Source organism: Serratia sp. CC22-02, assembly GCF_900182895.1.
Taxonomy (GTDB): Bacteria; Pseudomonadota; Gammaproteobacteria; order Enterobacterales; family Enterobacteriaceae; genus Serratia; species Serratia nevei.
Genome location: NZ_FXUD01000002.1, coordinates 887,625 through 903,191, shown reverse-complemented (window position 1 = coordinate 903,191; position 15,567 = coordinate 887,625). Strand labels below are relative to the sequence as shown.

The 15,567-nt window shown below is 60.3% G+C and carries 11 protein-coding genes; 5 read left to right on the top strand and 6 right to left on the bottom strand.

Annotated elements, in window-relative coordinates; translation table 11 throughout:
* Nucleotides 1–40 precede the first annotated feature (40 nt).
* Together pflB and pflA are read left to right on the top strand one after the other, a co-directional pair.
* Entirely contained in the window at nucleotides 41–2,323 is a 2,283-nt protein-coding gene (gene pflB / locus QOL81_RS11170; protein WP_016928324.1) for a formate C-acetyltransferase, read from the top strand.
* A 281-nt stretch (nucleotides 2,324–2,604) separates the two neighbouring features.
* Nucleotides 2,605–3,345, top strand: coding sequence for a pyruvate formate lyase 1-activating protein (gene pflA, locus QOL81_RS11165; RefSeq protein ID WP_015377324.1), 741 nt, complete (start codon nucleotides 2,605–2,607; stop codon nucleotides 3,343–3,345).
* Nucleotides 3,346–3,393: 48 nt separating this feature from the next.
* On the opposite strand, the gene QOL81_RS11160 is transcribed toward pflA, so the two are convergent.
* Nucleotides 3,394–4,545, bottom strand: coding sequence for an MFS transporter (locus tag QOL81_RS11160; protein WP_033637849.1), 1,152 nt, complete (start codon nucleotides 4,543–4,545; stop codon nucleotides 3,394–3,396).
* 163 nt (nucleotides 4,546–4,708) lie between these two features.
* On the opposite strand from QOL81_RS11160, the gene QOL81_RS11155 reads away from it, so the two are divergent.
* A complete protein-coding gene (locus QOL81_RS11155) occupies nucleotides 4,709–5,074 on the top strand; it encodes a DUF1801 domain-containing protein (RefSeq protein ID WP_060421731.1) in 366 nt (121 codons plus the stop codon).
* A 51-nt stretch (nucleotides 5,075–5,125) separates the two neighbouring features.
* Here the strand turns inward: QOL81_RS11155 and serS are convergent, their stop codons facing one another.
* The 5 genes from serS to lrp form a co-directional block, all read right to left on the bottom strand.
* Nucleotides 5,126–6,418 (bottom strand): serine--tRNA ligase, encoded by a 1,293-nt coding sequence (gene serS / locus QOL81_RS11150; protein WP_038880767.1) that lies wholly within the window; start codon nucleotides 6,416–6,418, stop codon nucleotides 5,126–5,128.
* A gap of 109 nt (nucleotides 6,419–6,527) precedes the next feature.
* Nucleotides 6,528–7,814, bottom strand: a complete 1,287-nt coding sequence (locus QOL81_RS11145) for a replication-associated recombination protein A (RefSeq protein ID WP_060440717.1) — start codon at nucleotides 7,812–7,814, stop codon at nucleotides 6,528–6,530.
* Nucleotides 7,815–7,881: 67 nt separating this feature from the next.
* Nucleotides 7,882–8,493, bottom strand: coding sequence for an outer membrane lipoprotein periplasmic chaperone LolA (lolA, locus tag QOL81_RS11140; RefSeq protein WP_019454555.1), 612 nt, complete (start codon nucleotides 8,491–8,493; stop codon nucleotides 7,882–7,884).
* Between the two features lie 198 nt (nucleotides 8,494–8,691).
* Nucleotides 8,692–12,333: a DNA translocase FtsK 4TM domain-containing protein gene (locus tag QOL81_RS11135; protein ID WP_060421728.1), complete on the bottom strand. Its 3,642-nt coding sequence runs from the start codon at nucleotides 12,331–12,333 to the stop codon at nucleotides 8,692–8,694.
* Between the two features lie 120 nt (nucleotides 12,334–12,453).
* Entirely contained in the window at nucleotides 12,454–12,948 is a 495-nt protein-coding gene (gene lrp / locus QOL81_RS11130; protein ID WP_004928318.1) for a leucine-responsive transcriptional regulator Lrp, read from the bottom strand.
* A gap of 654 nt (nucleotides 12,949–13,602) precedes the next feature.
* Between lrp and trxB the strand changes: the two genes are divergently transcribed.
* Both trxB and QOL81_RS11120 read left to right on the top strand, forming a co-directional pair.
* Nucleotides 13,603–14,574 carry a thioredoxin-disulfide reductase gene (gene trxB / locus QOL81_RS11125; protein ID WP_047727946.1) on the top strand — a complete coding sequence of 324 codons (972 nt, stop codon included), beginning with the start codon at nucleotides 13,603–13,605 and terminating at the stop codon, nucleotides 14,572–14,574.
* Nucleotides 14,575–14,649: 75 nt separating this feature from the next.
* Nucleotides 14,650–15,537 (top strand): LysR family transcriptional regulator, encoded by an 888-nt coding sequence (locus tag QOL81_RS11120; RefSeq protein ID WP_060421725.1) that lies wholly within the window; start codon nucleotides 14,650–14,652, stop codon nucleotides 15,535–15,537.
* The last annotated feature ends 30 nt before the right edge of the window (nucleotides 15,538–15,567 follow it).

Genomic DNA, 15,567 nt, shown 5'->3' with positions numbered 1-15,567 from the left:
CGCGCAGAGTTAGAAATCCACAATCAAAGGTAGGTGTACAATGACCGAACTTAACGAGAAATTAGCCAACGCTTGGGAAGGTTTCAGCAAGGGTGACTGGCAGAATGAAGTCAACGTTCGTGACTTCATCCAGAAAAACTACACGCCTTATGAGGGTGACGAATCCTTCCTGGCTGGCGCAACTCAAGCCACCACCACCTTGTGGGACAAGGTTATGGAAGGGATCAAACTGGAAAACCGCACTCACGCGCCGGTTGATTTCGACACCAACGTTGCTTCAACCATCATTTCTCACGACGCGGGTTACATCGCCAAAGAGCTGGAAACCATCGTAGGTCTGCAGACCGACGCCCCTCTGAAACGCGCGCTGATCCCGTTCGGCGGCATCAAAATGGTCGAAGGTTCGTGCAAAGTGTACGGCCGCGAACTGGATCCGCAGCTGAAAAAAGTGTTCACCGAATACCGTAAAACCCACAACCAGGGCGTATTCGACGTTTACACCAAAGACATCCTGAACTGCCGTAAGTCCGGCGTGCTGACCGGTCTGCCAGATGCCTACGGCCGTGGCCGCATCATCGGCGACTACCGCCGCGTGGCGCTGTACGGTATCGACTTCCTGATGGCCGACAAACTGAACCAGTTCAAATCGCTGCAGGAAAAACTGGAAAACGGCGAAGATCTGGAAATGACCATCCAGCTGCGCGAAGAGATCGCTGAACAGCACCGCGCTCTGGCTCAGATCAAAGAGATGGCCGCTAAATACGGTTACGACATCTCCGGCCCGGCCACCAGCGCGCAAGAAGCGGTGCAGTGGACCTACTTCGGCTACCTGGCCGCGGTGAAATCCCAGAACGGCGCCGCCATGTCCTTCGGCCGCGTATCCACCTTCCTCGACGTGTTCATCGAGCGCGACATCAAGGCGGGCAAACTGACCGAAGAGCAAGCGCAGGAACTGATCGACCACCTGGTGATGAAACTGCGTATGGTGCGCTTCCTGCGTACCCCTGAGTACGATGAGCTGTTCTCCGGCGACCCAATCTGGGCAACGGAATCCCTGGCCGGTATGGGCGTCGACGGCCGTACCCTGGTCACCAAAAACAGCTTCCGCTTCCTGAACACCCTGTACACCATGGGGCCGTCTCCGGAGCCGAACATGACCATCCTGTGGTCTGAGAAGCTGCCGCTGAACTTCAAGAAATTCGCGGCGAAAGTGTCCATCGACACCTCTTCCGTTCAGTACGAAAACGACGACCTGATGCGCCCTGACTTCAACAACGATGACTATGCCATCGCTTGCTGCGTCAGCCCGATGATCGTCGGTAAACAAATGCAGTTCTTCGGCGCCCGCGCCAACCTGGCGAAAACCATGCTGTACGCCATCAACGGCGGCGTTGACGAAAAACTGAAAATGCAGGTCGGCCCGAAAGAAGCGCCGATGATGGACGAAGTGCTGGACTATGACAAAGTCATGGCGCGCATGGACCACTTTATGGATTGGCTGGCCAAGCAGTACGTGACCGCGCTGAACATCATTCACTACATGCACGACAAGTACAGCTACGAAGCTGCGCTGATGGCGCTGCATGACCGTGACGTTTATCGCACCATGGCTTGCGGCATCGCCGGTCTGTCCGTGGCGGCCGACTCCCTGTCTGCCATCAAGTACGCGAAAGTCACCACCATTCGCGACGAAGACGGCCTGGCCATCGACTTCAAAGTGGAAGGCGAGTATCCGCAGTTCGGTAACAACGACGCTCGCGTCGATGACATCGCCTGCGACCTGGTGGAACGTTTCATGAAGAAAATTCAGAAACTGCGCACCTACCGCAATGCGGTACCGACTCAGTCCGTACTGACCATCACCTCCAACGTGGTGTACGGTAAGAAAACCGGTAACACCCCGGATGGCCGCCGCGCAGGCGCACCGTTCGGCCCAGGTGCCAACCCGATGCACGGCCGCGACCAGAAAGGCGCAGTAGCCTCCCTGACCTCGGTAGCCAAACTGCCGTTTGCCTACGCGAAAGACGGGATCTCCTACACCTTCTCCATCGTGCCGAACGCGCTGGGTAAAGACGACGACGTGCGTAAAGCCAACCTGGCGGGCCTGATGGATGGTTACTTCCACCATGAAGCCTCCATCGAAGGCGGCCAGCACCTGAACGTCAACGTGATGAACCGCGAAATGCTGCTGGATGCGATGGAAAACCCTGAGAAATACCCTCAGCTGACCATCCGCGTTTCCGGTTACGCCGTGCGCTTCAACTCGCTGACCAAAGAGCAACAGCAGGACGTCATTACTCGTACCTTCACTCAAACGATGTAATACGCCAACCGGGCGGGAAACCGCCCGGTGCCAACGTCGGGGCCGGTTCTGCCGGCCCTTTTCTCCCACCGCTCTCCCCTGACTCTGTACGAGTCTGTTTTGCCGGACATCTATACTGAATGGATAGCCGGCAAAACAGTTATCCGGCAACTGACCGGCCGACAGGCATCATTACCCCCGGTGGCGGGCTCACCCCGCCACTGCATCGCAGATACCTGGCCGGCGGCCACGCGCCTATTTTTAGACTGCGTTTGACAGTCAATATTGGAGAAAACCCCGCAATGTCAGTAACTGGTCGCATCCACTCCTTCGAATCCTGCGGCACCGTCGACGGGCCCGGGATCCGCTTTATCGTCTTCTTCCAGGGCTGCCTGATGCGCTGCCTCTATTGCCATAACCGCGACACCTGGGATACCCACGGCGGCAAAGAAGTGACCGTCGAAGAGCTGATGAAAGACGCGGTGGCCTACCGCCACTTCATGAACGCCTCCGGCGGCGGCGTGACCGCGTCCGGCGGCGAGGCGATCCTGCAGGCTGAATTCGTGCGCGACTGGTTCCGCGCCTGCCACGCCGAAGGCATCAATACCTGCCTGGACACCAATGGCTTCGTGCGCCGCTACGATCCGGTGATCGACGAGCTGCTGGACACCACCGATCTGGTGATGCTGGACCTGAAACAGATGAATGACGAGATCCACCAGAACCTGGTCGGCGTCTCCAACCACCGCACGCTGGAATTCGCCCGCTACCTGGCGAAACGCAATCAGCGCACCTGGATCCGCTACGTGGTGGTGCCGGGTTGGTCAGACGACGATAAGTCGGCGCACCTGCTGGGCGAGTTCACCAAAGACATGACCAACATCGAGAAAATCGAGCTGCTGCCCTACCACGAGCTGGGCAAGCACAAATGGGTGGCGATGGGGGAAGAGTACAAGCTGGACGGCGTTCATCCGCCGAAGGCCGAGACCATGGATCGCGTCAAAGGCATCCTGGAAAGCTACGGCCACAAAGTCATTTACTGATTGGCGCAGCGCCAAAGAAAAACCGGCTCATAGCCGGTTTTTTTATGCTCAGGCGGCGGCGAACGGCGTGTGATGGTGATCCGGCTTCTGCTTCTTCAGCAGCATCAGCAGGTAAACCAGCGCCACGGCGGCGATCATCACGAACAGCACGCGATCGGAGTAGTTTTGCATCAGCAGCGCCGTCATCGACGGGCCCAGCAGGCTGCCGATGGTGTAACTCATCAGCAGTGCCTGGTTCATCGCCACCAACTCGTGCGGTAGCGCCTTCTCGCAGGCCCAGGACATCGCCACCGGGTACAGGGTAAAGCCGGCGCAGCCGAGGATGAACAGCGAAGGCGCCATGGCGTAGTTGCCGAGCATCGCTACGCTGGCGAGGATCACCACGAACACCTGAATGCGCAGCACCAGCAGGCGCCCGTAACGATCGGCCAGCCGCCCGACCGGCCACTGGCCGACGATGCCTGAGCTGACCAGCAGCGCCATCCAGTAACCGACGTTGGCGTCGCTCATGCCCTGATGGGAGAGGTACAGCGGCATCAGGCCGTACAGCGAACCGAGCACGATGCCGGAAATGATGCAGCCATTGATGCCGAGGCGCGCGCTGCGGCGTCTCAGCATTGTCCACACCGCCGCCTGCTGCGGCTCGTCTTCATGGCGGTTGACCCGCGCAAACAGCATCGGCAACATCGCGCTGATCACGATGGCAGTCACCCACGGCACCACGTGCAGCAATTCCGTCGAGGTCATGCTCAACAGCAATTGGCCGGTCACCGTACCGAGGTAATAGACAATCATATAGGCCGCCAGCAGCTGGCCGCGGTTGCTGAGATTGCCGCTGCGCAACAGCGCGCTTTCCACGATCACCCAAATCCAGGCGCAGCCGACGCCGGCGAAGAAGCGCCAGCCCAGCCAGCTCCAAAAATCGATCGACAGCACCATGCCGGCGGTCGCGGCGGCGAACACCAGACAAGAAAGATGATAGCTGCGGGTAAAGCCGACGCGCTGGATCAGTTTGCCCGCCACCAGCGTGCCCAACAGGTTGCCGCTGAAATAAGAGGAGCTGACCATTCCCACCTGCCAGGTCGACAGCTGAGCATGGGTTAACCAAAGAGGCACGAGCGTATTCAAAACGGCAATGGATACCGTGAGCAGCAAGAGACCGCAGAGCAATAAGAGCACTGGGCGGGAGTATGCGGACATAGTGAAATTGTGACCGAACGCGCAATGAGAGTGCGCGCATCATGCCACTGGCGATAAAAAAGTCAATCGCCTCTTATCATTCCACCGCACGATTTGTTTCCGGCTAACTGGCTGAAAAAGCGCTATGCTCAGCGCAGAGCGAATTTGACGACAAAGAGGCAAGATGAGTCAGGCAAATGATGCGGCGGTAGAGGCCCTGCTGGCGGACATCGGCAGTACGCAAGGTGACCTGCTGGCTATTGTGCAGCAGGTGCGGCGGATCGCTGCGGCGAGCGGCAACGGCGTCACCGAATCGGTCAAATACGGCGGCATCATGTTCTCGCATAGCCAATTTTTCTGCGGCGTTTTCGCCTATCGCCACCACGTCACGGTGGAGTTCGGCCACGGCTACCGATTGGAAGATCGTTATCTCCAGCTCGAAGGCAACGGCCAGTATCGGCGGCACATCAAGCTCCACTCGCCCGACGAGGTGAAAAGCAAGCATCTGGCGGACTACATTCAACAGGCTTATACGCTGGCGACGGGCTGAACTCTCGGCATAAAAAAAGCGCCCGCAGGCGCTTTTTTCGTGGTTTGTCGTTTAGCCGATGTATTCCAGGCCGCCCATATATGGACGCAGCACTTCAGGTACTTGAATGCGGCCGTCGGCCTGCTGGTAGTTTTCCAGCACCGCCACCAGCGTACGGCCAACCGCCAGGCCGGAGCCGTTCAGGGTGTGAACCAGACGCGGCTTCTTGTCGGCTTTGCTGCGGCAGCGCGCCTGCATGCGGCGTGCCTGGAAGTCCCACATGTTGGAGCAGGACGAGATTTCGCGGTAGGTATCCTGCGCCGGCAGCCACACTTCCAGATCGTAAGTCTTGCACGCGCCGAAGCCCATATCGCCGGTGCACAGCAGCACCTTGCGGTAAGGCAGGTTCAGCAGCTGCAGCACTTTTTCCGCGTGGCCGGTCAGCTCTTCCAGGGCATCCATCGAATCTTCCGGACGAACGATCTGCACCATCTCGACCTTGTCGAACTGGTGCATGCGGATCAAACCGCGGGTGTCACGGCCGTAAGAACCGGCTTCCGCACGGAAGCATGGCGTGTGTGCGGTCATTTTCAGCGGCAGAGATTCCTCTTCCACGATCTCGTCGCGCACCAGGTTGGTCAGCGGCACTTCCGCCGTTGGGATCAGCGCATAGTTGCTGCTGTCGGCTTCTTCTTCCAGCGGACGGGTATGGAACAGATCTTCGCCGAACTTCGGCAGCTGGCCAGTACCGTACAGCGTGGCGTGGTTGACCAGGTAAGGCACGTAGGCCTCCAGGTAGCCGTGCTGCTCGGTGTGCAGATCCAGCATGAACTGGGACAGCGCGCGGTGCATGCGGGCGATTTGCCCTTTCATCACCACGAAGCGCGAACCGGTCAGCTTAACCGCAGCGGCAAAATCCAGCCCGCCGGCCATTTCACCCAGATCGACGTGATCGCGCACCGCGAAGTCGTACTGGCGCGGTTCGCCCCAGCGGGTCACTTCCAGGTTTTCGCTGTCGTCTTTACCATCCGGCACGGCGTCGTCCGGCAGGTTAGGCAGCGTCAGGGCGTAATCGCGGATCTCGCTCTGCAGCGCATCCAGCGCCGCCTTGGCGGCATCCAGCTTGTCACCCAGCTCGTTCACTTCGCGACGCAGCGGCTCGATGTCTTCCCCACGCGCTTTGGCCGCGCCGATGGATTTCGATCGGGAGTTGCGTTCCGCTTGCAGCGTTTCAGTTTCTACCTGCAGAACTTTGCGGCGTTCTTCCTGCGAACGCAGCAGATCCAGATCGAGTTTAAAGCCTCGGCGAGCCAGTTTGACGGCGACTGCGTCTAGCTCATTACGCAGCAGATTGGGATCGAGCATGCTAATCCTGTGCTTGTTGTTATTGAAAGAAGTGTTGTTGTTCTATGCGGCTGATTTATAGCCGCATAAAAGAAGAGTGATACCCGCTAACCTTACCGCAACGGCCTCGCTAGCGGTAGCGTTTTGTCGGGCTATTTTGATCCTGCTCAGCCAGCCATGCCAACTTTTCGCCGATTTTCCCTTCCAGCCCGCGCGAGGTCGGTTGATAGTAGCGCGTATGGGCCATTTCAGGCGGGAAATAGTTCTCGCCGGCGGCGTAGGCGTTGGGTTCGTCGTGGGCGTAACGGTACTCCGCCCCCAGCCCCATCTCTTTCATCAGCTTGGTCGGCGCGTTGCGCAGGTGCTCCGGCACGTCATAATCGGCCTGCTCTTTGGCGTCGCGCATGGCGGCCTTGAACGCGGTGTAGACCGCGTTGCTCTTCGGCGCGCAGGCGAGATAAACGATCGCCTGCGCGATGGCGCGCTCGCCCTCCGCCGGCCCCACGCGGGTGAAGCAATCCCAGGCGGCGATCGCCACCTGCATGCCGCGCGGATCGGCGTTACCCACGTCTTCAGAGGCAATCGCCAGCAGACGGCGGGCCACATAGAGCGGATCGCCGCCGGCGGTAATGATGCGCGCATACCAGTACAGCGCGGCGTCCGGCGCCGAGCCGCGCACCGATTTATGCAGCGCGGAAATCAGGTCGTAATAACGGTCGCCCTTGTTGTCGAAGCGCGCGCTGCGTTCGCCCGACACCTCTTTCAGCAGCTCCGGTGTCAGCACCCGCACGCCTTTGGCGTCTAACTCCGCCATGTCCGCCATCATTTCCAAGCTGTTCAGCGCCCGGCGCGCGTCGCCGCCCACCAGCTCCGACAGCAGGCGGCGCGTTTCCGCCGGCAGCTCGATATTCTGGGCACCAAAACCGCGCGCCTTGTCGCCCATCGCCTGATCCAGCACCTGGCCGATATCTTCGGCGGTCAGCGCCTTCAGCAGATAAACGCGGGCGCGAGACAACAGCGCCGAGTTCAGCTCGAACGACGGATTTTCGGTGGTGGCACCGATAAAGGTGATGGTGCCGTCTTCAATGTGCGGCAGGAAAGCGTCCTGCTGGCTCTTATTGAAGCGGTGCACTTCGTCGACGAACAGGATGGTGCGGCGGCCGGCGTCGCGATTTTGCCGCGCCCGCTCGATCGCCTCGCGGATCTCCTTGATACCGGAGGTCACGGCGGAGATCCGTTCGACATCTGCCTGGCCGTAACGGCCGATCAGCTCTGCCAGCGTCGTCTTCCCGGTGCCCGGCGGCCCCCATAAAATCATCGAGTGCAGCTGCCCGGCCTCGATGGCGCGCGGCAGCGGCTTGCCGGCGGCCAACAGGTGCTGCTGGCCGATATACTGCGCCAGCGTGGTCGGCCGCATACGCGCGGCCAACGGCTGGAACTCGTTCTGGGAAAAATCGAGCGACAGATTATTACTCACTTGCACCTCACTGGCGCTGGTCGTCCAGCGTCACCCCCTTCGGCGGGGTAAATTTGAATTTGGCCGGATCGGCGGCGACGTTCTGCTGGCTTTTCAGCGTGTAGGAACTGCGCTGGCCATCCTGCTCCACCGCAGCGAAGCTGCGAATGGTACCGCTGTTGGTCACGCTGATGGCGAACTGCTTCAGGTTGCCGCTGGCGGACTTCGGCGTCAGCTCGAAATCATCGCCCTTTTGCTTCACGTTGTACTGTTTCCAGTCGCTGGCATTATTGCGGGTGATCAGCATAAACGGCGTATTGCCGGTGGCGTTCTTCAGCCAGGTCGCCGTCACCTGCTCGACGAACGGGTTATAGAACCACAGGGTCTGGCCATCGGAGACCAGCACGCTCTCATCAGGCGACGTCATATGCCAGTTGAACAGGTTTGGCCGCTTCACCCACAGCTCGCCTTCCCCCTGTTGCACCGCGGCGCCGTCGGCGCTGGTCACGGTTTGTGAGAAGCTGGCGTGGAAACTGTTCACCTTCGCCAGGCGACTTTGCAGATCCTGCGCGGCATCGGCCAGCACGGAGGTAGAAGCGAATCCCGAAAGCAGACAGCAGGCAACTAACAGTTTTTTCATTATTCCAGATACCTTATGAAATGCGTTAACCGCAGGGCGACGCCGTGCGGGTCAAATCAACCCTTTACCCGCTTACTTTACCCGAAGCCGGCGATCGGCCGGTAGGCCAATGTTCCGAGAAGAAACGGGTTTACGCTTCTTTGCACAAGGGCCGCTTAAGCGGCCCTTTCTTATTGAATTGCAATGGCTAAACGACCATCAATCGTGCCGAGGCGGCGCCAGCACCTCGCGGTTGCCGTTGTGCCCCTGCTCGCTGACGATGCCCTGCGCTTCCATCTGTTCGATGATGCGCGCCGCGCGGTTATAACCGATGCGGAACTGGCGCTGCACGCCGGAGATGGAGGCACGGCGTTTATCCACCACGAAATCCACCGCCTGGTCAAACAACGGATCCAGCTCTTCGTCACCGTCCATACCGCCGCCGGCACCGCCCTCGCCGTCTTCGCCGCCGCTAAGAATGCCCTCTTTATATTGGGGCCGCTCGCGCGCTTTCCAATCCTTGACCACCGCGTGCACTTCCTGATCGCGCACGAATGCGCCATGTACGCGCACCGGAATCGAGGAGTTCGGCGCCAGATAGAGCATGTCACCCATACCCAGCAAGGACTCGGCGCCCCCCTGATCGAGGATGGTGCGGGAGTCGATTTTGCTCGACACGGTAAAGGCGATACGCGTCGGGATGTTGGCCTTGATAAGACCCGTGATCACATCCACCGACGGACGCTGGGTCGCCAGCACCAGGTGGATACCCGCCGCACGCGCTTTCTGCGCCAGGCGAGCGATCAACTCTTCGACCTTCTTGCCGACCGTCATGATCAGATCGGCGAATTCGTCGACCATCACTACGATGTACGGCTCTTTCTCCAATACCGGCGGCGTGATGTCCATGCTGTCGGTCGGCTTCCAGAACGGATCCGGGATCGGGCGCCCCATCGCTTCGGCCTGATCGACTCGCTCGTTGTAGCCAGCCAGGTTACGCACGCCCAGGGCAGACATCAGCTTGTAGCGGCGTTCCATTTCACCCACGCACCAACGCAGCGCATTGGCGGCGTCTTTCATGTCGGTGACCACATCGGTCAACAGGTGCGGAATGCCTTCGTAAACCGACAGCTCCAGCATTTTCGGGTCGATCATGATAAAGCGCACTTCTTTCGGCGTGGCTTTATACAGGATGCTCAGGATCATGGCGTTGACCCCGACCGACTTACCGGAACCGGTGGTACCGGCGACCAGCAAGTGCGGCATTTTACCCAGATCGGCCACCACCGGCTCGCCGGAGATGTCCTTACCCAATACGATGGACAGCGGCGACGGGTTGTCACGGAAGGCCGGGCAATCCAGCACTTCGCGCAGGTACACCGTCTGCCGCTTGGCATTCGGCAGCTCCAGACCGACGTAAGGCTTGCCGGGGATCACTTCCACCACGCGCACCGCCGAAGTCGACAGCGAGCGCGCCAGATCGCGCGACAGGTTGGAAATACGCGCCGCTTTAACGCCCGGCGCCAGATCCAGCTCGAAGCGGGTGATGACCGGCCCCGGCAGGATGTCCACCACATCGGCTTTCACGCGGTAATCGGCCAGGCTGGCCTCCACCAGGCGCGCCTTCTGTTCCAGCGCGAAGGAGTCGACCGGCTCCACCTCTTTCGGCGCTTCGGTCAGCAGATCCAGCGTCGGCAGCGGCGTGGTCGGCTTCTGCAGCGGCTGATCGTTACGCATCAGGAACGGGTGAATCAAGCTGTCCATCGCCGGATGTTGCTCGGCCTGAGTTTGCTGAGGCGGCTGCTGCACCGGTTGCTGGGGCTGCTGATATTGCGGCTGCGACGGCTGTTGATACTGCTGTTGCTGCGGCTGTTGGTACTGTTGAGGCTGCGAGTGCGGTTGCTGAGGTTGGGCAACCGGCGCCGCAGGCTCAAACTGGCCGAACGGCACGTCGTCCTCTTGCTCGCTTTGCTGTTCAATGCGCTCTTCAAGCTGCGGGGACAGCGTGAACATCGGCTCGCTCGGGCCATCGTCCACTAAATCCGCCATCGGCGAGAAGCTGAAAGCATTGCGGGTATCGACCGGACTGGCAGCCGGCGCCTGCGGGGCCGGTTCTTGCTGGCCGTAACGCGCCTGCTGCTGCTCGGCGAACGCCTGGCGCAGCGCGGCCTCTTGCAGCGCCTCTTCGTCGTTCTGTTGATAACCTTCGCCGTAACGTTGGCTCTGCTGTTCGGCAAACGCCTTGCTCAGCTCGGCTTCCTGCAGGGCGCTCTCGTCATCTTGCTCCGGCGCGTAACTTTCGCCGTAGCGTTGGCTTTGCTGCTCGGCAAACGCCTGACGCAGCGCCGCTTCCTGCAGCGCCTCTTCTTCCTGCGGGCTCACCGCCGTCGGCTGCTGAGGCTCCACCTCGGCCTGGCGCTGTTCCTGCTCGGCCGCACGCTGCGAAGGCAGCTTGATGCCGTAAGAAGCCAGCTCGCGGCGCGTCGGAATACGTACCGGATTCGGCCGAGGCAGCTCAGGGCCGATGCCCTGTTTAACCTGCGGATTGCCGTCGCTGGTGGCCGTGAAAGCCGGCATGAAGGTCGCCGCTGCGGCGCCCGCAGCGGCAGCGGCTGCCGTATCCAGCTGTGGCTTGGCGCCGGTGGCGCTGAAACCACCCGCTCCGCTGACGTCGGCACTGTCGCGCTGCGCGGCAGTAAAATCAAAGGGAGAACGCGCCGGCGGCTGCGGCGCAGCCGGCTCTTGCCAATTGCCCAGGCGCGGCTCATCGTCGTCCCGATAAGGGTCGACGGGACGCGTCGCCTTAGGCGCAGGCGTTTCTTCCGGGATTTCGAAGGAATACAGCGGCGGCGTGGCGTCTTGCGCCGGGGCGCTCACCGGGTGCTGATTGACCGAGGTCGGCGCGGCCGGCGCCACCGTTACCGACGGCGCCTGTGTGGCGATCGGTGCGGCAACGGGCTCGTGGATCTCTGCCGTCACCGCCGGTGCAGGCGAAGCCGCCGGCGCGATTGGCGCGGCGTCGGCTTCAACCTCACCATCGTCGGCTCGCAGGCCGCTGAGCAACGGATCGGCGGCGTCTTCCGCCGCCTCTTTGGCGCTTTCGGTGACCGAAGGCGCGGAGAACAGCACGTCGTCATCGGCGGCCGCGGCGCTGGTGGCAACCGCGGCGGCGGCCCCCTTCCCTGCCTGCTCAGGCTCGTCGTCAACGTAACGTTCGTCATCCTCGAAATAGCGCTCTTCGCGGCGCGAGCGGTTGGTCATCACCGTCGCGACGCCCAGCACAGCACCGCCGATCTTCTCGGCGATCACCAGCCAGGACCAGCCGGTAAACAGCGTCAGCCCCGCCGCCCACACGCACAGCAGCGCCAGCGTGGCGCCGATGCCGTTGAACCACGGCAACATGGCGTTGCTCAGCAGGCTGCCGAGCACGCCACCGGAAGCGAAGTAATAGAGATCGTCAACGTTCAGCGCCGCCAACCCACAGGAGGTAAGCACTAACGCCAGGGTGCCGATCAGGCGCAGGGAGAGCGCGAAATAGTCGATGTAGTCTCTGTTGCCGCGCTGGCGATAGGCCGCCCAGCACAGGACCAGCATGATCGGCGGTATCGCGTAGGCGAGCACCCCGAAGGTGAAGAACAGCGTGTCGGCCAACCAGGCCCCAACACCGCCGCCCAAATTGTGAATCGGCTCATGCCATGCGGTCTGTGACCAGCTTGGGTCAGACGGGTTGAAGCTGACCAGCGCAGCCATGAGGTAAACGGCAAAAATCGCTACCACGATAAGCACAGCTTCCAGCAAACGCCGGCCACTGCTGAGTCTTTTCAGGGTAACTTCTTTATCTTCTGTATATTCCTGGCTCAAGAAAGGCTCTCCAGGTTCCTGTTAGCTGACATAGCAACAGCGCCGAGAAGCTTCCCCGGCGCCGAAACTGTATGAATAAACAGGAGTGTAACCAATTTAATCAGGTTTTGCACCTGCACCTTACCGTGTTTTGATAACCAGACGGTTACTCTGTTTCACTTCTTCCATCACTACGTAGGTACGGGTGTCGTTGACCCCCGGCAAACGCAGCAAGGTTTCACCCAACAGTTTGCGGTAAGCCGACATGTCCGGTACGCGGGTTTTCAACAGGTAGTCGAAATCGCCGGAAACCAGATGACACTCCTGAATTTCTTCAAGCTTCTGCACTGCCGAGTTGAATTGCTCAAACACATCCGGCGCGCCGCGGTTCAGCGTGATCTCCACGAAAACCAGCAGGGACGCATCCAGATAATGCGGGTTGAGCAATGCGGTATAGCCATGAATGAAACCCTGGCGCTCGAGACGGCGCACGCGTTCTAAACATGGTGTCGGGGATAACCCCACGCGCTTCGAAAGCTCGACGTTCGAAATACGCCCATCCTTCTGCAGCTCATTCAGGATGTTGCGGTCGATACGGTCAAGATCTTTACCCGGGCGTTTCTTGTTGTCTGCCATTATTATTGTCTCTCTTATTTTCTTCCGTGCACTTGCCACACCCTAGCCAACGTCAATGTGTAAGGGTTCGTTCCAAGCGAAGACCCGATGCCTGTCATATGCTTCTTCACTACCATCATTCCACGCCGCGCAGCCTGTCTGTCCAACCCCGCGCGACGCCGGTAACGACGTTTAGGTCGAGAAAAAATCTGCAAACGCTTGCGCGCCCTGCTCCGCACATCCACCGCGCATTGCCGCCTCGCGGCGCAAATACGTACGATTTGCTGGTGTTACGGGGATAATTTCTTCTTCCTATGATGTTTTCGCAAATGCGCAGCGGATTGTCAAAGTAAAAGAAGCAAAATCAGAACAACGTACCGTCACGAAAAGTCTGCATCCCATTTTTGGTTATGAATCGCTGGCAGATAAACCCCGGCAGGGAGCGGCTGAAGTCGCAGAATGCGCCGTTTTTGCGCGGTTGGCGATTCGGCAGCCGAATGCGGCTTTGATAAGGTAAATTTCTGCGTTCAGCGTACGATTTGCCGACAGCGGGTGCATTAATAGGCGACAACTATCATACAAATCGTTAACAACGTCGCCCGGCGCTTTTTTTACTGCGCCATTTTCCCTACAATCGGTTCCATTGTCCGCCATTGTGGAATAAAGAGGTTATTCATGGGCACGGCTAAACATAGCAAATTACTGATTCTGGGCTCCGGCCCGGCCGGTTACACCGCCGCCGTTTACGCGGCGCGCGCCAACCTGAGCCCGGTGCTGATCACCGGTATGGAACAAGGCGGCCAGCTGACCACCACCACCGAAGTGGAAAACTGGCCGGGCGACGCCGAAGGCCTGACCGGCCCGGCGCTGATGGAGCGCATGCGCGAGCATGCGGAGAAGTTCCAGACTGAAATCGTCTTCGATCACATCAACAGCGTCGATCTGCAGCAGCGTCCGTTCCGCCTGTTCGGCGACAGCGGTGAATACAGCTGCGACGCGCTGATCATCGCAACCGGCGCCTCCGCCCGCTACCTTGGCCTGCCTTCCGAAGACGCGTTCAAGGGTAAAGGCGTTTCCGCCTGTGCGACCTGCGACGGTTTCTTCTACCGCAACCAGAAAGTCGCCGTGGTCGGCGGCGGCAACACCGCCGTTGAAGAAGCGCTGTACCTGTCCAATATCGCCGCCGAGGTTCACCTGATCCACCGCCGCGACAGCTTCCGTTCGGAGAAGATCCTGATCGACCGGCTGATGGAAAAAGTGAAAAGCGGCAATATCGTGCTGCACACCGACCATACGCTGGACGAAGTGCTGGGCGATGAAATGGGCGTGACCGGCGTGCGTATCCGCAGCACCAAAGCGGAAAACGAAACCCGCGAACTGGAACTGGCCGGCGTGTTCATCGCCATCGGCCACAGCCCGAACACCGGCATCTTCGGCGGCCAGCTGGAGCTGGAAAACGGCTACATCAAGGTGCAGTCCGGCATTCACGGCAATGCGACCCAAACCACCATCCCCGGCGTCTTCGCCGCAGGCGACGTGATGGATCACATTTACCGCCAGGCGATCACCTCCGCCGGCACCGGCTGTATGGCGGCGCTGGACGCAGAGCGTTACCTGGACGGCATCGCCGGCGCAGAAGTCTGCTAAGACTTTCTCGCCACCAGCAAAAAGCGGCTCTCGAGCCGCTTTTTTTGTCTTCGCTCCTCAAGAGGATGCACGCCGATGCATAATCTTCTTCACTGGCGCCTGCTGGTTGCCGTCGCCGACAACGGCACCATCACTCAGGCTGCGGCGATCTGCGGTATGACGCAGTCTGCCGCCAGCCAGGCCATCGCTCAACTGGAGACAATGCTGAGCACCCGGCTTTTGGTGCGCCAACCGCACAATGTCGTCCTGACCCAAAGCGGCCAGCAGATCGTCGCCCATGCCCGCACGATGTTGGAAGCACTGCGGGCCATTCAGCAGTGTGCGCAACAAGCCGGCAACGCACACGCGGGCAAAATACGCCTGGCCAGTTTCCCGTCGGCATTCAGCAAGCTGTTGCCGCCGCTGCTGCGTAAATTTCGCCGTCTGTACCCCGACATTGAGCTGATTACGCTCGAGGGCACCGATCACGAAGTGGAGAGCTGGTTAACATCGGCGACGGCAGACATCGGCGTGGTGCTCAATCCGGCGCCGGAGCGGCAGTGCTTCCCTTTGGGAGAGGATGCCTGGCTGGCGGTCGTGCCCAGCGCGTATCCGCTGGCGCGAGCGCGGCGGCCGGTGGCGCTGGATGCCCTGTTCCGGCTGCCTTTTATCCTGGCGACCGGCGGGTGCGATCTGAATGCGCAAAGCTTGGCGCAGCAGTCGGGCCTGGCGCTGGCCGATATCCGCGCCACCGTCAGCGATTGGCAAACGGCATTGACGCTGGTCAGGGAAGGCACGGGCGTCGCGCTGATGCCCGCGTCCGTGATCCCGCCCGACGCGCTTGGGGTTTGCGCTCTGCCGCTCGTTGCGCCGATTTATCGCCGTTTCGGCCTCGCGTGCTCATCCGAGGCGGCGGCCCGGCTCCCCGTCCAAACCCTGCTGAGTTACCTGCGAGAACAGGAGCAAACTCTGGCCAGTCGCTGAGCTAATAGCGGCTTTCTGAAATTTCCATTT

What these genes read in the sequence shown, in the direction of transcription:
- pflB (WP_016928324.1), top strand. Translation starts at nt 41, where the DNA reads ATGACCGAACTTAACGAGAAATTAGCCAACGCTTGGGAAGGTTTCAGC.
- pflA (WP_015377324.1), top strand. Translation starts at nt 2,605, where the DNA reads ATGTCAGTAACTGGTCGCATCCACTCCTTCGAATCCTGCGGCACCGTC.
- QOL81_RS11160 (WP_033637849.1), bottom strand. Translation starts at nt 4,545, where the DNA reads ATGTCCGCATACTCCCGCCCAGTGCTCTTATTGCTCTGCGGTCTCTTG.
- QOL81_RS11155 (WP_060421731.1), top strand. Translation starts at nt 4,709, where the DNA reads ATGAGTCAGGCAAATGATGCGGCGGTAGAGGCCCTGCTGGCGGACATC.
- serS (WP_038880767.1), bottom strand. Translation starts at nt 6,418, where the DNA reads ATGCTCGATCCCAATCTGCTGCGTAATGAGCTAGACGCAGTCGCCGTC.
- QOL81_RS11145 (WP_060440717.1), bottom strand. Translation starts at nt 7,814, where the DNA reads ATGCGGCCGACCACGCTGGCGCAGTATATCGGCCAGCAGCACCTGTTG.
- lolA (WP_019454555.1), bottom strand. Translation starts at nt 8,493, where the DNA reads ATGAAAAAACTGTTAGTTGCCTGCTGTCTGCTTTCGGGATTCGCTTCT.
- lrp (WP_004928318.1), bottom strand. Translation starts at nt 12,948, where the DNA reads ATGGCAGACAACAAGAAACGCCCGGGTAAAGATCTTGACCGTATCGAC.
- trxB (WP_047727946.1), top strand. Translation starts at nt 13,603, where the DNA reads ATGGGCACGGCTAAACATAGCAAATTACTGATTCTGGGCTCCGGCCCG.
- QOL81_RS11120 (WP_060421725.1), top strand. Translation starts at nt 14,650, where the DNA reads ATGCATAATCTTCTTCACTGGCGCCTGCTGGTTGCCGTCGCCGACAAC.